Here is an 18248-nt window from a genome sequence, read left to right on the forward strand (position 1 = left end):
AGCGTTGTCGGAGAACAAAAAGAGATCGCAACGTGACGATTGATCTGAAATTGCTGGGCGAGTCATTTGCAGATGCCGAACTCGCGCGTCCGGTCGGACGGGTTGTCGGGGTCCGAGGCGGAGCGGTGCAAATCGCGGGCCTGGCGGATGTGGCGCATATCGGCGATCATCTGGCGTTGCGTCGGCGTCCGGGTCCTGAACTTGCCGGAGAGGTTCTGCAGATTGACCAGGATATTGTTTACATGCTGCCTGACAGCGCTGCCGACGGGGTCGCAATCGGGGATCGCGCGATTCTGTACCCGATGCCGGCCTTTGCGCCCGGAGATCATTGGGTCGGTCGCGTTGTCGATCCCTATGGCGCGCCTTTGGATGGCAAGCCGCTGTTGCGGGGGAGCGATGCACGCAACATCATGGCCGCGCCCCCGCCGGCGGTAGACCGGCTGCCCCTGGGCGCGCGCGTCGGGACCGGGCTGTCCGTTTTGAACACCATGCTGCCGATTGTCGAAGGCCAGAGGGTTGGCTTGTTCGCGGGCTCTGGCGTTGGCAAGTCACGGCTGCTGGCGCAGTTGGCGTGCCACATGGCCAGCGATATTGTGGTCATCGCGCTGATCGGTGAACGGGGGCGCGAGGTCAACGATTTTGTCGACCGGGTGCTGGGTCCCGAAGGGATGAAACGGGCCGTGGTTGTGGCCGCGACCTCGGATCAATCCGCGTTGACGCGGCGCCGCTGTGCCTGGGCGGCGATGTCGGTTGCAGAGCATTTCCGTGACCAGGGCCGGAATGTCCTGTTTCTCGCCGATTCGGTGACACGATTTGCCGAAGCGCATCGCGAAATTGCGGTTGCGGGGGGCGAAGCGCCGGCCTTGCGTGGCTTTCCCCCTTCGGTCACACCGCTGATCACGGCGCTCTGCGAGCGGGCAGGGCCGGGCAAACTGGGGCAGGGGCACATTACCGCTGTCTTCAGCGTTCTGGTCGCGGGGTCGGACATGGATGAACCGGTGGCCGACATCATGCGCGGGGTGCTGGATGGGCATATCGTTCTGAACCGCGAGATTGCCGAACGCGGGCGTTTCCCGGCGATCGATGTCGGAAAATCGGTGTCGCGCAGCCTGCCGGATGCGGCAAGCGAGGCCGAGAACGAAATCATAGGCGAGGTGCGCAAACTGCTTGGAACCTATGAACAATCCGAGGTCATGATCAAGGCCGGCCTCTATGCCGAAGGTGCCGATCCTGTGCTGGATCAGGCGGTGAAGGTCTGGCCTGAACTGGACGCATTCTTTGCCAAGCCTGAACCGGACGGCGTGCGCAACAGCTTTGACAGGCTGGGGCTCATCCTGCGCCGGGCCCAGGGGCCGGGCGGCGGTCGCGCGCCCTAATACCACCCGTCCTGCATGTCATAGGCGCTGGCCTCATCGGACATCAGCGTTTGCGACCAGCCCTGTGTTCGCACCAGTTCGCGCTGATAGAAATAGCGTGCGGCCTGATGCTTGCCGCGCAGAAAATCGCTGTCTCCGTCACGAGCAGCGACCCGAATGGCAGCTAGCGTGATCCGTAGCCACATCCACCCCATGACCACATGGCCGAAACAGTCGAGGTAAAGCGTCGCGTTTGCCAGCCCCTTGTCCGGGTTCTCGGAAACTTGCCCGGCCAGATGGCGGGTCACCTGTTCCAACCGGCGCACCGCCTGTTCCAGCGGTTCGGCGAGGTCTGACTCTCCGGCGCTGGCGATATCCTCGCGGATCGCGGCCGTGACTGCGGCGAATCCTGCGCCACCATCAATCAGAACCTTGCGCCCCAAGAGATCCATGCCCTGAATGCCGTGCGTGCCCTCGTGGATCGGGTTCAGCCGGTTATCACGGTAATAGCGTTCGACCGGGTAGTCGCGGGTATATCCTGCGCCTCCGAGGACCTGGATGGCATGCTTGTTCGCCTCCAGACAGAATTCCGAAGCCCAGGATTTCGCGATCGGGGTCAGCATGCCAAGCAGGCTGCCGACCGTACAGTCGCCCTGACGTTCACGGTCAACCAGCGTCGCGCAGAGAATAGCGAGAGCCAGCGCAGGCTCGACGCTTGCCTTTTGCGCCAGCAGCAAGCGCCGCACGTCTGCATGTTCGATAATGGCGACCTGCCGGGCCGTTGGATCCTTGCTGCCCGGTGCGCGGCCCTGCGGGCGTTCGCGCGCATAAGCAAGCGATGCTTGATACCCTGCCTGACCAAGTGCCGTGGCCCCCATGCCCACACCGATCCGCGCCTCGTTCATCATCTGGAACATATAGGAAAGCCCCATGTGTGGCTCGCCGAGCAATTCACCCGAACATTCACCGGAGTCCCCGAAATTCAACGCGCAATTGGTGGTCGCGCGATATCCCATCTTGTGGTTGAGACCTGCCAGCACCACGTCATTGCGGCTGCCATCGATGCGCAGCTTGGGCACGATGAACAGCGAGATGCCTTTGACACCCGGCGGCCCGCCCGGAATCTTGGCCAGGACCAGATGCACGATGTTCTCGCTCAGGCCATGCTCGCCACCAGATATCCACATCTTGCGTCCGCTGATCCGATAGCGGCCATCGTCCATCGGTTCGGCGCGGGTGGTGATGTCGGACAGGGACGAACCTGCCTGCGGTTCGCTCAGGCACATGGTGCCAAAAAAACGCCCCTCGACCATGGGTGCGAGCCAGGTGCGTTTCTGTTCTTCGGTCCCGAAGCTCTGGATCAAACGACCCGCGCCGACAGTCAGAAACCCATAACCGGACAGCGACACGTTTGATGCCGCAAAGACAAAGGCCGCCGCCTGATGCACCGTCTCGGGCAGGCCCATACCACCGTGTTCCGGCGAGAACCCGGCAGCTATGAACCCGGCATCGACATACGCATCCACTGCTGGCTTCACCACGTCGGGCAGCACCGCCCGACCGTCGATGAACGCTGGTTCCTGCTCGTCGATTTCGCGCCCGATCGGCAGAAAGAAATCGGCCGCGATCTGGTCTGCGGTGTCCAGAATGCCATTCACCGTTTCCCGATCAAGATCGGTCTTCGCGATCACATCGGACAGGCCGGCGACGTCCCACAGTTGAAACTGCAGGTCTTCACGATCATAGGCGCGCATCCGTTTCCTCCATCCCTGATGAAGTCACCCTAGCGGAAGACCCTGCCTTTGGGCCAGTTGTTGCCGCGTATGACCCTGCGGCAGTTGAGTTTACACCGCAAACCACCTATCTCGGCCAGAAAGCACATGTGGTAATTCAAAGGACTTCAGCTTGGCCAACCATCTCTATCAGACCGACCTGCCCGACGGGCTTGACTTGGGGCCGGTGGTCGCCATCGATTGCGAGACCATGGGGCTGAACCCGCATCGGGACCGCCTTTGCGTCATTCAGATGTCGGGTGGCGATGGAGATGCCCATATCGTTCAGGTCGCCAAGGGGCAGACCGAAGCCCCGAATCTCTGCGCCATGCTGGAAGACTCCAAGGTGTTGAAACTCTTCCATTTCGGGCGTTTTGACATTGCTGCGATGTACCACGCCTTTGGTGCGCTCGCTGCGCCGGTCTATTGCACCAAGATCGCCTCGCGGCTGATCCGCACCTATACCGATCGGCACGGTCTGAGGAACCTGACACAAGAGCTGATCGGCGTGGATATTTCGAAACAGCAGCAAATGAGCGACTGGGGCGCAACGGACCTGACGGCGGCCCAGCTTGAGTATGCCGCATCCGATGTCCTGCACCTGCACCGGCTGCGCGAGGAACTGAACAAGCGCTTGGCGCGTGAAGGGCGCAGCGACTTGGCGCTAGCGTGCTTTGACTTCTTGCCGACACGGTCGCGGCTGGACCTTGCAGGCTGGCCCGAAACCGACATCTTTGCCCACTCATGAGCAGCACATTCCACACCACGGCCCGCCGGGTCATCCGCATCGAGGCCGAAGCGCTGACCCTGCTTGAGCAGAGCCTGAATGAAGACTTCGACCGGGCCGTCGAGTTGTTGTTGGGTGCAAAAGGGCGCGTCATCATCAGCGGCATGGGCAAGTCTGGCCATATCGCGCGCAAGATTGCCGCGACCTTTGCCAGCACCGGAACGCCCGCCCATTTCGTACATCCGGCCGAGGCCAGTCATGGAGACCTTGGGATGATGGCGCAGGGCGATGTCGTTCTGGTCCTGTCGAACTCGGGTGAAACGCCGGAACTTGCCGATCTGGTAGCCTATACCCGCCGCTTCGGAATTCCACTGATTGGTGTCGCCAGCCGCCAGAATTCGACATTGCTGCGCCAATCCGACGTGGCGCTGGTCCTGCCGACGGCGGAAGAGGCGTGCGGAACGGGGATTGTTCCAACCACCTCGACAACCATGACACTGGCGCTGGGCGATGCGCTGGCCATTGCCTTGATGGAGCATCGCGCCTTCACGCCCGAACATTTCCGCGAGTTCCATCCCGGCGGCAAGCTGGGTGCACGCCTGTCCAAGGTGCGCGACCTGATGCACAAGGGCGACGCACTGCCTTTGGTCGATGCCAATGCCCCGATGAGCGATACGCTGATCGAGATCAGCCAGAAGGGGTTTGGGGTCGCCGGTGTCCGAAGCGATGACGGAACCCTTGCGGGGATCATCACGGATGGCGATTTGCGTCGCAAGATGGAAGGGCTGCTTTCCCATACGGCGGGCGAGGTCATGACCGCAGATCCGACCGTGATCGGCCCTGATGCCCTTGCCGAAGAGGCGGTGGCCGTCATGAATCACCGCAAGATCACCTGTCTGTTCGTGGTCGATCCCGATAGGCCGGCGAAACCGCTTGGGCTCTTGCATATTCATGACTGCCTGCGCGTTGGCCTGGGCTGAGCCGGAGGTATCGGTGGATCGATATTCGCGCACGGTTGCCTTTCTGAGGGTGCTCTTGCCCCTCTCGGCGCTGGCAATCCTTGCGACGCTGTTCCTGCTGTCGCGCAGCCAGGATCAAGTGGCCGTAATTCCGTTCTCCGAAGCGGATGTCTCGGCCCGCACCAAGGGCCAGCAGGTCACCAGGCCGGTTTTTTCCGGTACGACCACCAAGGGTGAAGAGATCATCGTGACAGCGGACAGCGCCCGCCCGGGAAACGATACGACGCCCGGTGATGCGGACAATCTGAGCGCCCGCCTCAAGCTTGCTGGCGGTCAGCTGATTAAGCTGCGCTCGGATGCGGGTTCGCTCAACCCTGTTGGCGATATCGCGACATTCGAGGGCAATGTTCGCATCGAAACGTCAACCGGCCTGGTGGTGCTGACGGAGATGATGAACACCGCGCTTGACGATATCGAGGGGAACACGCCGGGTACGGTGACCGGGTCTGGCCCGATGGGCGACTTCACCGCCGGAAACATGGAGTTTTCAGCAAAAAGCGGTGAGGGTGATGTGCACATGCTTTTCAAGAACGGCGTAAAGCTGATATACGACCCGAAACAGTCAGAAAGATAACGAGTGAACCGTATTGCTGCCCTTCTTTTGTGCGTCGTGCTCGCCCCGGGCGCCACGATGGCTCAGACACAGGGTACCCAGGTTGCGTTCGGCACGATCAAGGCCGATCCGACCCTGCCCGTCGAGGTGACGTCCGATACGCTCGACGTCAACCAGGCTGATGGCTCGGCCGAGTTCAAGGGGAACGTGCTGGTGGGGCAGGGAGAGATGCGCCTGTCCGCACGGCGGGTTCTGGTGATCTACGCAGAGGCAACAGGCGGGGTCGAGCGGCTCGAGGCGGTCGGTGATGTGGTTCTTGTCAATGGCCCCGACGCCGCGAGCGCCGAGCGGGCCGACTATTCGATCAACAGCGGTGTCGTGGTGATGACGGGCGACGTGCTGCTGACGCAGGGGACCAATGCGCTGACTTCGGAAAAGATGACCGTGAACCTGACCACTGGCACGGCCAACATGGTTGGACGGGTCAAGACCATTCTACAACCGGACAAATCGGAATGAGCGCGCCCGAACTGACCGTCACCGACGGGGAATCGGGCCTGCGGATCGAGCGGTTGCGCAAGTCCTATCGCAAGAAACTCGTCATTCGCGACGTGACGATGGCCGTCAATCGCGGCGAGGTTGCTGCACTGTTGGGGCCGAACGGGTCGGGCAAGACCACGACGTTCTACGCGATTGCCGGGCTGGTCATACCCGAAGCCGGCAGCGTCGCGATTGACGGCCAGGTCGTAACCGGGTTGCCAATGTATCGGCGCGCGCGGCTTGGTATCGGGTACTTGCCACAGGAAATGTCGATCTTTCGCGGCCTCAGCGTCGAAGACAACATCTCTGCCGTACTCGACATCACGGTTACGCATCACCACAAGCGCCGCGAGCGGCTCGAAGAACTGCTGTCGGACTTTTCGATCGAACACTTGCGGCGTGCCCCGGCACTGGCGCTGTCGGGCGGCGAGCGCCGACGGGTCGAGATCGCACGCTGTTTGGCCGCAAATCCCAAATACCTGCTGCTTGATGAACCTTTTGCAGGCGTTGACCCGATTTCCGTCGGTGACATTCGCCACCTGGTCGCCGACCTGAAGAAGCGGGGAATCGGTGTGCTCATCACCGACCACAACGTGCGTGAGACGCTGGAGATCGTTGACCGCGCCTATATCCTGCATGATGGCCAGGTCTTGATGTCGGGCACGCCCGCCGAAGTCGTGGAAAACGAAAACGTGCGTCGCGTGTATCTGGGCGAAAACTTCAGAATCTACTGACGTGGCAACGCTTTTGCTCTGCCAAGCGCAATTTCCGACATTATTGACGCGGCTTTGCATTGACACCGACCCCGACTGTCGCCTCAAATGGTGTCATGGCAAAACTCCAGTTTGATGCAGTTTTTGATCCGCCCTTCCTAGAAGGTGCAAAGCGAACTCAACAGCAAGACAGATTGCCAACCCCCCTCAACCGGACCTGACTTCTGTGCGGCCGTTCTTGTGCCGCATTGCCGGTTGAAACAGAGAAGGAGAACATATGCGTTACCAAATCAGCGGAAAACAGATCGACATCGGCGAGGCCTTGCAAACACATGTCAAGACGGACCTGAATACGGTGGTTGAGAAATACGCCGAACGGCCGACCGGAGCCAACGTCATCTTTTCCCGCTCAGCGAGCGAGTATGTCTGCGAAGCAACGGTTCACCTGTCGACCGGCCTGAACGCGACCGCAAAGGCACATGCCCACGAGATTTATGCGGCATTTGAGGCCTGTTCCGAGAAATTGGAGAAGCAGCTGCGCCGATACAAGCGGAGGTTGAAGGATCATCACCGCGACCGATCGCAACCGGTTGAACTCTTCGGCGCCTCCTCTTATATCCTCGCCTCGAAAGAACAGGCCGAGGATGCCGAACCCGACACGCTCCAGCCGATCATTGTTGCCGAAATGGAAACCCAGATACCGTCGTTGTCTGTGGGAGAAGCGGTGATGCAGATGGAACTGGCCGGCGCACCGGTGCTGATCTTTCGCAACGAAGGCAAGGAAGGGCTGAATGTCGTGTATCGCCGCGAAGACGGCAATATCGGCTGGATAGATCCCTGACCTGAGCGATTTACCCTGTGCGCGCCGCAGCGCCCAAGCGGAGACAGTAAGACATGGACTTGACCAGCATCCTCAAGCCTGAGGCCGTCAAGGTCTTCTCGGCCGCTTCCAGCAAGAAGCGATTGTTCCAGGAGATCGGCGACGTGGCTCATAGTGCCTATGGGCTGGACGCTTCTGTGACTGTGAACGCCCTGTTGGAACGCGAGAACCTTGGCCCCACGGGCGTGGGCCATGGCGTCGCGCTGCCGCATGCGCGAATGGAAGGGTTGATTAAGGTTGTGGGCGCTTTCGTGATGCTGGAAAAGCCGATAGATTTCGGCGCGGTGGACCGCCAGCCGGTTGACATTGCCTTTGCCCTTTTTGCGCCCGAAGACGCAGGCGTTGAACACCTGAAGGCCTTGGCATTGGTTTCGCGCACGCTGCGCGAACCTTCCTTGTGTTCGAAACTGCGGGCCAATCTGGACGCTACGACGCTTTACGCGCTGCTGTCAGAGGCGCAGTCGGTTCAGGCGGCCTGAAGCGCGCGCCAAGATCCAAAGCCAAAAAGCAGATAGTCGCGCCGGTAGACCTGCGCGGCTTTCTTCTCCAGGTCCTCATCGTAGATTTCTGACAGCGAGAACGGGGCATCCGCCTCTTGCACGGGCAGTTCCGGGCTGGACCTGTATCCGGCAAGCTCTGCCAGCAGTGGCAACATACGCGGCAGCTCCTCCTCTCGCAGGGCAAGATCCGGCAGCGCGAATTCTCCAAACCCGGAGAGTGCGCTGGATTGGCTGCACAGCGCGGCCTGCGGACCGAGAGCCGTTTGCCCGGCGATATTGGCCCTCGCAAAATCGAGAAAGACAGAAAAGGCGTGGCGATGCCCGTCCACCGGTGCCGCGTGCAGATCGCGAGGGAGTTTCAGCTTGAACTGACGCTCCAGCCCCTCGCGCATCTTTGGTTCGGCATCGGGTCCGTCTGACAGGATGGCCGAACAGAATACTGAATGCGCGCGGGCCAGCGGATGGCGCAACACCGTGAAACAGCGGTGGTTCGGGTGCGCCCGCATCCATTGGCGCAGACGCTTTTGGTTCATGCCTGTTTCCAGCGAATCCGCCGAAACATCATCCAGCGCAGCGAGCCATCTCTCAATCTCTGGTTGTGGTCCGCCGGGAATTGGCATGAACAGCAGGGGCGCGTTGGCCGCGGCGACATAGCTTGGCACAGCCGGTCCCCGGCGTGGCTCGAAATTCGGCGTGCGGGACAGGTTGAACCGGTCGAATTTCTCCAGCGCCTGTTCCATCTCGGCCGGATTATCAACACGTTCGATAGGCGCAGTGGGGTTCTGTGGCTTCAGGCTCTGGTCCAGTTTCTTGAGACGGTCCTTTGCCCCCAGCCATTTGGCCAGACCGTTCAGCACGTCGATATCTCGCAGATCCTCGTAGGCCAGGTAGAAGGCGGTCTGGCCGCTGGTTTGAAGGCGGTTCAGGATTCTTGCCTGAAAAGTCTGTATCGCGCCCATGTACCGGGCAAACTCGGCCGGGTCGAAATGGGTCATAGCCTCCTTGCGGCGCTTGACGTCTGTCAGCTTCCACTGTCCGGTATCTGCCGCGATCTTCCATGAAACATAGCTGTCCAGCGGATTGCGGGTCAGCACGATTTTTGCGCAGCGCGGATCGTCGATGACCGGCTCGAATACTCGAGCATCATGGTCGTGAAAATACCGAAATCCGTTCAGCCTACCGGGTGCCGACTGAATGGCGGCGACCAGCTTTTCGGGCGAGTCTTCGCGATCCGCCCGCGTCATGCCCATCAGTTCCGTGCGTTTGGGGTAGCCGATGAAATTGGGATTGAACGCCTCGCCATGACATTGGACATCGGCGAGGATATTCAGATTCGCCTCCAGAAAGTTGGACCCAGTCCGCATCTCGGCAAACAGAACGAAATAGTCAAACTTTCCTGTCATCCTGATCTATTGAACCAGGTAGGGTTTGCTTGGTCGTTTTGGCAGTACGACTTGTGGTTCATCCAGCGGGAAATCACCCATGAGATGCGGATGCATCCCCTGGTTCTTCAGATTTTGCAGGAATTGGCCAAAGCCTGCCAGATCGGCCATTGTCGGTGCTTCCGTCAGAATGCGGCTGTTGGTCTGTCCGATCTCGTCGACGATTTCCTGCAATGCCTCCATCGGAGAGTCCACGAACTCCGCCAGTGACCAGATCCGCGTTTGCGCCTTGGCCTCTCCCGATCTCAGCAACTTCAGTTGCTCGGTCTCGATCTTTTGCAGCTTTGCCGCGCGCTTGCGAAGGTCGGCGAAATTGCGGTTGGAATGAAACAGTGGGATCGCCCAGGCGCCGGCAATGACTGATATCTGGGCATTCGGATCACGCGCAATGAAGCCGGCCGCGCTCTGTTTGTCGGCAGGGCCATACTGGAAACACTGCCGCTCGCCCCGCGTGTTCCAGATGAGGCTGGTGACAAAGGTCTCGGGCGCGTAGTCACGCTTGGCCGCGCTGTCGCTGAGCCCGCCATTGACCAACGATGCCCGCCCCGCGAATTCCACCCGATCGGGTGCAAACAGGCGACCATGCACCTGTGTCCCCGAGGTTCTGGCGAGCCAATCCTCGAAGTTGCAAAACAGGTCGGCAAACCCCTGGAACACCGAATACGGGTTCGATGTCGGCGCATTGGCAGCGCCCGGTCGCGGCATTCGGCTCTGCATGTACAGGCCCGGACGTCCTCGTGTCCGCTGTTCGACGGCACGGGCAAACACACGGTCAATTTTGGCGGGATTTGGTTCTGCCTGGTTCATCGCCCCGGTGTTGTTCAGAAACGCCGCGTACAGCCGGTTTGCATGTGGCCAGATCTTGCGTCCCACAAAGCAGTGGGACCTGCGAAGCAGCTGCAGATGGTCGTCATAGAAGACATGCGGTTTTCCCTGATGGTCAAACTTGGAGAGGGTCAGAGAGCGGCTCTCGATGTTGCTTGAAAATCGTCTGGCAAGCGTCTGGTAATAGCTTTCATCCGGAATCCAGACCCTGCGGAAATAGCGGTCATACCGGGTGCGGTTCGGATCCTGAAGGATCGCCGAAAGAGTCTGGCGCGTCAGGCACCACCATTGGCTGCCCATATGTGGCACCAATCCGTCGGGGATTGTCCTCTTGAGGCCCAGACGGCGCTGAAACCGCACATAGAAGTCAAACAGAGCGCGTTGGCGTTTCCACGAAAAGGGAAACCGCAAGGTGAAACGCTCCTGTTGAAGGCCGCCCTTGGCCCAGGGCACATCGGCCGTCGTCGCGCTTTCTATAAAGTCGGTGCGGCGGCGCTCGGCCAGATAGTCAACCAGTTCATGCACCGGGCGCAGTGGAACGCAGGACCCCGACACGAGGTAGACATGATGAATGTCATCAAAGGTTGCGAGCAAAAGTTCGGAGGCCGATTGCGACGCGGCGACGATCCCCCAACGGCCCCACTCGCACCGGTGCCGTTTGCAGAAACGGATCATCGGCTGATCGGCCAGAGCCGCTTCAAGCCTGTCATAAGCATCCTGGGGTACGTTCAGATCCACATGCAGCGCGACCGGACAGCCCGCCGCCGCCCAGTGCCGGGCCACCTGTTCAACCCGGTCCAACGCCGTATGAACCAGCATGGCGATACCAACGCTCATGCCCAGTTACCCTTGGACATCAATCCCAGAATCTCGATTTGCCGCCAGTTGATGTACTTTTCGCTCCACTCGTTCCACGGCCCCGCACCGTCTTCGAGCTTGTCCAGATAGGCGCGATACTCCACCGAGCCATAAAAGTGTTGCTTGCGGGTCAGTTCCTCTGATGCCTTTGCCGAGAAATTGTCCAGGAATTTGGCATGCAGCAAGACACCGCTTGCCTTTTCGCCTCCGGTCTCGTCGTAGACAAGGTTGAGCCCGCGGGGCAGCAACATATGTGTCGAACTGACGTAGGTATACCGCCGATCCCAGTTTACCAGGGGTATCTTGTTCAGGGCGGGGGCCTTTTCCGGATTGTCGGCAAAGAACATACGACTTCGCGGACCGCCCTGAATCCAGAGGTTGCCCAATTCGGGGTTTCGTTTCAGCGTATAGTTGCCGCTGTCGAACCATGCCGCGATTTCCATCGGGTTCTGGCCGGGCTCGTAATGCTGCGCATCCAGCCGACCCTGCGGATACATATCGAGCAACATCGCGCCAAAGGACTTCACCGAAGAGGCCGCAAGCCAGTCGGTCAATGCGCGCAGGGGGCGGGTATCGCAGAAGGGATAGACAAAGAACTCGTCCGGATCCACGACCAGGGTCCAATGCCCGTGCCCATAGGTTCGCAAGAGATAATTCACCCAGTCGGTTCCGAAGTTCGACGTCTTGTAACTGCTCGTGGTATGCCAGACGGAGATATCCGGTTGCTCTGCAATCAGGTCGCGGGTGTCATCGTCGCTGTCATTGTCAACGAACAGGAAGTGATCGACACCCAGATCACGGTAATATTTCAGAAAGTAGGGCAGCCTTGCGCCTTCGTTGCGAAAGGTGCTGAACAAGAGGATGTCGTCGGGGCGGATGGCCGCCGTGTTGTCCTGTACCGACGACAATTCGCGGGACTTGCGAAGGCAGCGAAACAGCCGGCGCCGGCGCCGCAGTCTCATACGATAAGAACTCCACAGGCTCATGTCGTGGCCAGTCCCTGATTGAACGACGCGTTTTATCCGTTTGACTGTTGTCGGTTCCGAAGTACCTGACGCATAGTCACCGTTTGGTTATCCATATCAAAGAATTTTCAAAAACTTACGGGGAGCTTTGTTAAAATTGTTACCTATTTGAAACGTATGCCGCCGCTACCAGCCTGCGGTGCGCATCAAACCCAGCCTTTCGAGTTGCCGCCAGCCTTCGTATCGGATGGATTCTGGTGACCACATATCCGGCCCCGCAGCGACATCGTCATAGTAGTCTGCAAACGAGTCCGGCGCATGAAAATGCTGACCACGGGCCTTTTCGATCGTGGCGCGCTTTACCGACTGGGGCAGGAATTTGGTGTGTAGCAGGACACCGGACGGGGCATCCGCGCCGGGCCCTTCATAGCCAAAGTTCAAGGGGCGCGGCAACATCGAATGGCATGAATTGACATAGGCGTATCTGCGCGACCATCGCACCAGCGGTATCTTGTTCAGCGTGGGGGATCGTTGCGGGTTGTTGGCAAAGAACACGCGCTCGCGCGCACCGCCCTGCACCCACAAGTTTCCGAGCGGGTGCTGTCGTTGAACCCGGTAGGGTCCGGGATCAAACCATGGCAGAACCGAGATCGGGTCGTCGCCCGACTCGTATTGCTGGCTGTCCAGCGGCCCCTTTGGATACAGATCGAGCATCAGCGCACCGAAAACGCTGTGACCCTGTGCCTCGAGCCAGCGGGTCAACTCTTGCAGGGGGCGTGTTTCATGCTGGGCATAGATCAGCATTTCGTCGGTATCGACCATCAGGGACCAATGATCATGCGCGTAGCGCATCTGAAGCCATGTCACCCAGTCCAATCCGAAGCGGGCATCGCGATAGCTCCGATCGGTGGTCCAGAGCGAGACGTCCGCCTGCGCGGCGAGATACCTGTCAGTGCCATCGTCGCTGTCATTCTCGACGATCAGAAAATGGTCGACCCCCAATTTCCGGTGATGGTCAAGAAACCAGGGCATGCGCTCGATCTCGTTTCGGATGGTGCTGAATGCCAGGATGGCGCCAGGTCTGATCCCTGCCGTACGATTCTTGACGGGGCGCAATTGGCGGCGACTGCGAAACGAGCGCCATAACAGACCTCGTCGCCTCCACCGCAGGCGATAGGCTGCATAGGCGCTGATCTGGGCGCTGTCGCCGCTCATGCGGTCACTTGTCGTAATGACCCGTCTCATGCCAACGCCAGGCATCCGCGATCATCGTGCGCAGATCGGACCGTGCCGGTTTCCAGCCGAGTTCCCGTTCGGCCCGAACAGAGCCTGACACCAGCTTGGTCGCATCCCCAGCACGACGGGGCCCGATGACATGCGGCACCTCGCGATTGGTAACGGTGCGGGAATGGTCGATCACTTCACGCACGGAGAAGCCTGTGCCTGTGCCCAGGTTGAAAACCTTGCTGCCCCTGCCGTCCTTCAGCCATTTGAGCCCCAGAACATGAGCATCCACCAGGTCGCTGACATGCACATAGTCGCGGATACAGGTGCCGTCGGGCGTGTCATAATCCGTACCGAACACGGTCAACGCATCGCGTTTGCCGTCTATCGCCTCGAGCATCAGCGGAACCAGGTGGGTTTCGGGGCGATGATGTTCTCCCACTTCTCCGTCGGGGTCCGCTCCGGCGACGTTGAAATACCGGAAGATCACATGGCGCAATCCGTGGGCCGCCTCGAAATCGCGCAGAATATCCTCGATCGCACGCTTGGACGCGCCATAGGCGTTGAGCGGCATCTGTGGCGTGTCTTCGTCAAGCACGACATTGTCATGCTCACCATAGGTGGCACAGGTGGATGAGAACACGAAATCCAGACAGCCCGCCGCCACGGCTGCCTCGATCAGGGTCAGTGATCCCTGGACATTGTTGCGCCAGTAGCGGCCCGGCTGGCTCATCGCCTTGCCAACCTGGCTGAGTGCGGCGAAATGCATGACAGCCACGGGCTTGTGGGTGGCGAACACCTCATCCAGCCGTGCCCGATCCAGCAGCTCGCCCTCTTCAAACGGGCCGAATTTGACCGCGTCTTGCCAGCCGGTCTCCAGATTGTCGAATGTCACCGGCGTATAGCCCGCGGCCCTCAATGCCTTGCAGGCGTGTGACCCGATATAGCCGGCACCGCCGGTCACCAGAACGGAAATCATGTTTGATCCACGCGCAGCCCTATTCGGCTGCTTTGTCCAATTGCACCACGTCGCGCAAATACCGCGAAAGATCATCGCGCAGGTCGTCACGCTCTAGGGCGAACGCCACGGTCGCTTGCAGAAAGCCAGCCTTGGAGCCGCAATCGAACCGCTGCCCCCGGAAACGGAACCCATAGACCGGATTTTCGGTGCCGATGTCCTGTGCAATCGCGTCGGTCAACTGGATTTCGCCACCGGCGCCTTCTTTCATCTTGTTCAGGTTGCGCAGGATCGACGGGCTGAGAATATAGCGACCGATCACTGCAAGGTTCGACGGTGCCTCGGTCGGCTTGGGCTTTTCGATCATGCCGCGCACCTTGACGATCGAACCCATGTCCTCTTCTAGATCCAGCACGCCGTAGGAAGATGCCGCTTCGGGAGGAACCTCCATCGCGGCAACCATGTTACCGCCAGTTTCTTCGTGGGCCTCTACCATCTGCTGCAGGCAGGGCGTTTCAGCCGCGATCACGTCATCGGGCAGGATGACCGCAAAGGGTTCATTCGCAATCAGCCGCCGCGCGCACCAGACCGCGTGACCCAATCCCAACGCCCGGTGCTGGCGAATATATGCAATTGCGCCGCTTTCCATGTTGGTCGCCTTGAGAACTTCCAGAAGTTCGGTTTTCCCCTTCCGACGCAGCTCTTGTTCAAGAATGGGAGAATGATCGAAGTAATCTTCCAGAGCACCCTTGCCCTTGGACGTCACAAAGATGAATTCCTTGATCCCCGCAGCGCGCGCCTCGTCAATGGCGTATTGGACCAACGGACGGTCGACCAGCGTCATGATTTCTTTTGGCACTGATTTGGTTGCCGGAAGGAACCGCGTCCCCATTCCCGCGACGGGAAAAATTGCCTTCGTTACTTTCTTGCCCATGGGTTTCTCTCAAATCAAAAATTTCTACACTTGGAATGCACCACCTGTGCCATAGTACATGGCTCGAACCTGGTGTCACATGCACTCCATCCCGGTTTTACCAAACACCTGAAGCCATCGCTGATTCATGCTCTCTTGGTTCGGTATGCCGTTCTTAAGCGACCTACAACCGCCTGCCTTACAACATATGTAATAGCAGAGCGTCAAAAGGGGAAAAATCGCCAACTCCTGTCATGCTGCCAAACCGATTTCTGCTCGGGACTGAACAATCGGTCTCATTGAGTCCACTTTAGGTTGCTTTCGGGGCGATCGCAAACAATCCGCCACAACCGGGCGGCATGTTGCCAAACCCGGAGTCGAGCGGGCATCTGACACACGAGATCGCCGCGCCCACGTCAGAATCGCCATCCTCGGCATCTAGTTTGATGTGAACAGATGGTCATTGCAGGCCCATTTGTTTCATCATTGTTTCCAATCGCGTCACGTCTTCTGGATTGTTAAGTTCCCAGAATTGCCGGCCCCGGGCCTCCACCTCCACGCACAAGACCTTGCGCCCATTTTCCATGAACCGAAGCTGTTCAAGCCCCTCCAGGCGTTCAAGCGGCCCTGTGGGCCAGGTGGGGTAGGCCGCGAGCGCGTCCGGCCGGTAGGCGTAGACCCCGACGTGATGAAACACGGGTGTTTCGGCATCGTCGGCATAGGTTTGCGAGGTGAAGGGGACAACTTCCTTTGAAAAATACATCGCGGTTTTGTCGGCGGCAAAAACCGCTGTTGTGCCACCGACCCGTCCCGCCTTGCGATCCGCAAGAAATCCGTTCAGCGCCGCCCCATCGCAGCGCAGGACCGGCGTCGCCACACCTGCGTCGGGTGCCGCGCGCAGCCCGGTTACGAGGTCTTCGATGAACCAATGTGGTGTCAGCGGCGCATCGCCCTGAAGATTGACGACGATCTCATACCCGCCACCAAGGGCCTCGTGCGCCACGGCACAGCGCTCCGTTCCGTTGAAACAATCCGAAGACGTCATGACGACTTCGGCGCCAAATCCCTCGCAGGCGTCACGGATGCGATCATCATCCGTCGCCACCACGACACGATCCACCCCGTCAACCGCCTGCGCCGCCAGCCAGGACCGCTCGATCAAGGTCCGCGACCTACCACCTGCCCCTGTCAGCGGCACCAGAGGTTTGCCCGGATACCTGGACGAGGCATAGCGTGCGGGGATGGCGACCAGAACCGCCATCAGGCGCTCTTCAGCTCAACGCCGGGTGCGTAGGCGATAAAGAAGGGGTTGGCATAACCATCCTTGCCATAGGTCAGCGGTGAATGGTCGTCAAAGCGCACGACCTTGCCGCCGGCACCCTGCAAGACAGCGTGACCGGCGGCCGTGTCCCATTCCATCGTGCGCCCCACGCGTGGGTAGAGATCGGCCTCGCCCGTCGCCACCAGACAGAATTTCAGCGACGATCCGGCGCTCTTCATGTCCTGCACCTTGTACTTGTTGATATAGTCGTCAGTGGCCTGATCACGGTGCGATTTGCTCGCCACGACCATCAGCGCATTGTTGTCAGACGTTGCGACAGTGATCGGGCGGATCGGGCCAATGGTCTCCGGGCTCAGATCGCCGGTTTCTTCGACCGCCTGTCCGTTGGCCTTCGTATAGAACATGCGGCCCTTGGCCGGTGCATAGACCACGCCGCGCGTCGGCACACCCTTCTCGACGAGCGCAATGTTCACGGTAAAGTCACCACGACGATGGATGAACTCCTTGGTGCCATCCAGCGGATCGACGATCAGAAAGGTGTCACCTTTTTCGCTGTGGCTATCGGCTTGCTCTTCTGTCACCAGCATCATATCGGGAAACGCGGCGCGCAGCCCTGCCGAGATGATGGCGTCGGCGGCCTCGTCGGCTGCGGTCACCGGGCTGTCATCGGATTTGACCTTTATCTCAAAATCATCCGAATTGTAGATCTCCATGATCTTGGTGCCGGCCTCGATGGACAGTCGGCGGATGACGGGGATCAGCTCTTCATGGGTCACTCGGTTCACTCCGATCCGTTTTGTTGATTAGCGATTGCCGACCCCTTATGATGCGGCGGCAACGGTTCGGCAAGATTTCCGTGTCAGGTTTGCCAGCGTCACAGGATCACAGGTCAATGTTCGTACAGCCCAGACGTCAAACACGGCTCGCCGGCGCCGCGCAAATCGCCGAACTGATTTACCATGCGGTCGCGCGCAGCGTACGCAAGCGGCACAACAACGCGCTTGTCGCGATCCTGCTGAACATGGTGCAGATCGTGGTGTTCGTACTGGTGTTCTACTTCATGTTCATCGTGCTCGGGCTCCGCGGCTCGGCTGTCCGCGGCGACTTTCTCCTCTATGTCATGTCAGGCATCTTCCTGTTCATCTGTCACACCAAGGCGGTCGGCGCAGTGGCCAGTGCTGAAGGCCCGAATTCGGCGATGATGCAGCACGCGCCGATGAACACCATCGTTACCATCTCGGCAGCGGCGCTGGGCTCGCTTTATGTTCAGACGCTGTCGATGTTTCTCATTCTGCTCGTTTACCACATCGGGTTCACGCCGATCGAAATCGATCAGCCAGCCGCGGCCTTTGGCATGCTGCTGCTGGCCTGGTTTACCGGCTGCGGGGTCGGTCTGTTGTTCCTGGTTCTCAGGCCGTGGTTTCCGCTGGCGGTCGGTATCATGGTGACGATCTATCAGCGCGCCAACATGATCGCGTCGGGCAAGATGTTCCTGGCCAACACGCTGCCGGGCTACATGCTTGCAATGTTTGACTGGAACCCGCTGTTCCACGCGATCGATCAGGCGCGCGGTTTCGTGTTCATCAACTACAACCCGCATTTCAGCAACTGGCACTATGCGTGGTGGCTCGGAGTGGTCTTTATCGTGATTGGCCTCATGGGGGAATTTTATACCCGCCGCCACGTTTCAGTCAGCTGGTCAGCCCGGCGCTGACCCTGCCC

General features: G+C 59.7%; 18 protein-coding genes. 9 read left to right on the forward strand and 9 right to left on the reverse strand.

What is annotated here, in order from left to right; all coding sequences use genetic code 11:
- Positions 1–32: 32 nt before the first annotated feature.
- Positions 33–1376, forward strand: a complete 1344-nt coding sequence (locus QO231_RS22395) for a FliI/YscN family ATPase (RefSeq protein WP_316781778.1) — start codon at positions 33–35, stop codon at positions 1374–1376.
- Here the strand turns inward: QO231_RS22395 and QO231_RS22400 are convergent.
- Positions 1373–3109, reverse strand: a complete 1737-nt coding sequence (locus tag QO231_RS22400; RefSeq protein WP_316781779.1) for an acyl-CoA dehydrogenase — start codon at positions 3107–3109, stop codon at positions 1373–1375. The genes QO231_RS22395 and QO231_RS22400 overlap by 4 nt on opposite strands.
- Positions 3110–3260: 151 nt before the next feature.
- On the opposite strand from QO231_RS22400, the gene QO231_RS22405 reads away from it, so the two are divergent.
- The 7 genes from QO231_RS22405 (at position 3261) to QO231_RS22435 (ending at position 8038) form a co-directional block, all read left to right on the forward strand.
- Entirely contained in the window at positions 3261–3875 is a 615-nt protein-coding gene (locus tag QO231_RS22405; protein WP_316781780.1) for a ribonuclease D, read from the forward strand.
- Positions 3872–4834 carry a KpsF/GutQ family sugar-phosphate isomerase gene (locus tag QO231_RS22410; RefSeq protein ID WP_316781782.1) on the forward strand — a complete coding sequence of 321 codons (963 nt, stop codon included), beginning with the start codon at positions 3872–3874 and terminating at the stop codon, positions 4832–4834. Before QO231_RS22405 ends, QO231_RS22410 begins: the two co-directional genes overlap by 4 nt.
- A 13-nt stretch (positions 4835–4847) precedes the next feature.
- Positions 4848–5447 carry a hypothetical protein gene (locus QO231_RS22415; RefSeq protein WP_316781784.1) on the forward strand — a complete coding sequence of 200 codons (600 nt, stop codon included), beginning with the start codon at positions 4848–4850 and terminating at the stop codon, positions 5445–5447.
- A 57-nt stretch (positions 5448–5504) separates the two neighbouring features.
- A complete protein-coding gene (locus QO231_RS22420) occupies positions 5505–5945 on the forward strand; it encodes an LptA/OstA family protein (protein WP_316781786.1) in 441 nt (146 codons plus the stop codon).
- A complete protein-coding gene (gene lptB, locus QO231_RS22425) occupies positions 5942–6700 on the forward strand; it encodes an LPS export ABC transporter ATP-binding protein (protein ID WP_316781789.1) in 759 nt (252 codons plus the stop codon). The genes QO231_RS22420 and lptB overlap by 4 nt, the downstream gene beginning before the upstream one ends.
- Before the next feature lie 256 nt (positions 6701–6956).
- Complete coding sequence (gene hpf, locus QO231_RS22430) at positions 6957–7520, forward strand: ribosome hibernation-promoting factor, HPF/YfiA family (protein WP_316781791.1); 564 nt, start codon at positions 6957–6959, stop codon at positions 7518–7520.
- A 53-nt stretch (positions 7521–7573) separates the two neighbouring features.
- Positions 7574–8038: a PTS sugar transporter subunit IIA gene (locus QO231_RS22435; protein ID WP_316781793.1), complete on the forward strand. Its 465-nt coding sequence runs from the start codon at positions 7574–7576 to the stop codon at positions 8036–8038.
- Here the strand turns inward: QO231_RS22435 and QO231_RS22440 are convergent.
- The 8 genes from QO231_RS22440 to cysQ all read right to left on the reverse strand — a co-directional run bounded on the left by QO231_RS22440 (position 8026) and on the right by cysQ (position 17302).
- Positions 8026–9462, reverse strand: a complete 1437-nt coding sequence (locus QO231_RS22440) for a nodulation protein NodH (RefSeq protein ID WP_316781794.1) — start codon at positions 9460–9462, stop codon at positions 8026–8028. The two genes, QO231_RS22435 and QO231_RS22440, sit on opposite strands and share 13 nt — an antisense overlap.
- Before the next feature lie 6 nt (positions 9463–9468).
- A complete protein-coding gene (locus QO231_RS22445) occupies positions 9469–11163 on the reverse strand; it encodes a DUF5927 domain-containing protein (RefSeq protein ID WP_316781797.1) in 1695 nt (564 codons plus the stop codon).
- Positions 11160–12146: a glycosyltransferase family 2 protein gene (locus QO231_RS22450; protein WP_316781799.1), complete on the reverse strand. Its 987-nt coding sequence runs from the start codon at positions 12144–12146 to the stop codon at positions 11160–11162. The genes QO231_RS22445 and QO231_RS22450 overlap by 4 nt, the downstream gene beginning before the upstream one ends.
- Before the next feature lie 189 nt (positions 12147–12335).
- Positions 12336–13364, reverse strand: a complete 1029-nt coding sequence (locus QO231_RS22455; RefSeq protein WP_316781801.1) for a glycosyltransferase family 2 protein — start codon at positions 13362–13364, stop codon at positions 12336–12338.
- Between the two features lie 4 nt (positions 13365–13368).
- Positions 13369–14352, reverse strand: coding sequence for a UDP-glucose 4-epimerase GalE (gene galE, locus QO231_RS22460; protein WP_316781803.1), 984 nt, complete (start codon positions 14350–14352; stop codon positions 13369–13371).
- A 19-nt stretch (positions 14353–14371) separates the two neighbouring features.
- Entirely contained in the window at positions 14372–15265 is an 894-nt protein-coding gene (gene galU / locus QO231_RS22465; RefSeq protein ID WP_316781806.1) for a UTP--glucose-1-phosphate uridylyltransferase GalU, read from the reverse strand.
- 439 nt (positions 15266–15704) lie between these two features.
- On the reverse strand, positions 15705–16505 hold the full coding sequence (locus QO231_RS22470; RefSeq protein ID WP_316781808.1) for a 3-deoxy-manno-octulosonate cytidylyltransferase: 801 nt from the start codon (positions 16503–16505) through the stop codon (positions 15705–15707).
- On the reverse strand, positions 16505–17302 hold the full coding sequence (gene cysQ, locus QO231_RS22475; RefSeq protein ID WP_316781810.1) for a 3'(2'),5'-bisphosphate nucleotidase CysQ: 798 nt from the start codon (positions 17300–17302) through the stop codon (positions 16505–16507). Before cysQ ends, QO231_RS22470 begins: the two co-directional genes overlap by 1 nt.
- Positions 17303–17418: 116 nt before the next feature.
- Here cysQ and QO231_RS22480 point away from each other — a divergent pair, with 116 nt between their 5' ends.
- Positions 17419–18240 (forward strand): ABC transporter permease, encoded by an 822-nt coding sequence (locus QO231_RS22480; RefSeq protein ID WP_316781812.1) that lies wholly within the window; start codon positions 17419–17421, stop codon positions 18238–18240.
- The last annotated feature ends 8 nt before the right edge of the window (positions 18241–18248 follow it).

It is taken from the genome of Sedimentitalea todarodis (assembly GCF_032595355.1).
GTDB classification, from domain to species: Bacteria; Pseudomonadota; Alphaproteobacteria; order Rhodobacterales; family Rhodobacteraceae; genus Sedimentitalea; species Sedimentitalea todarodis.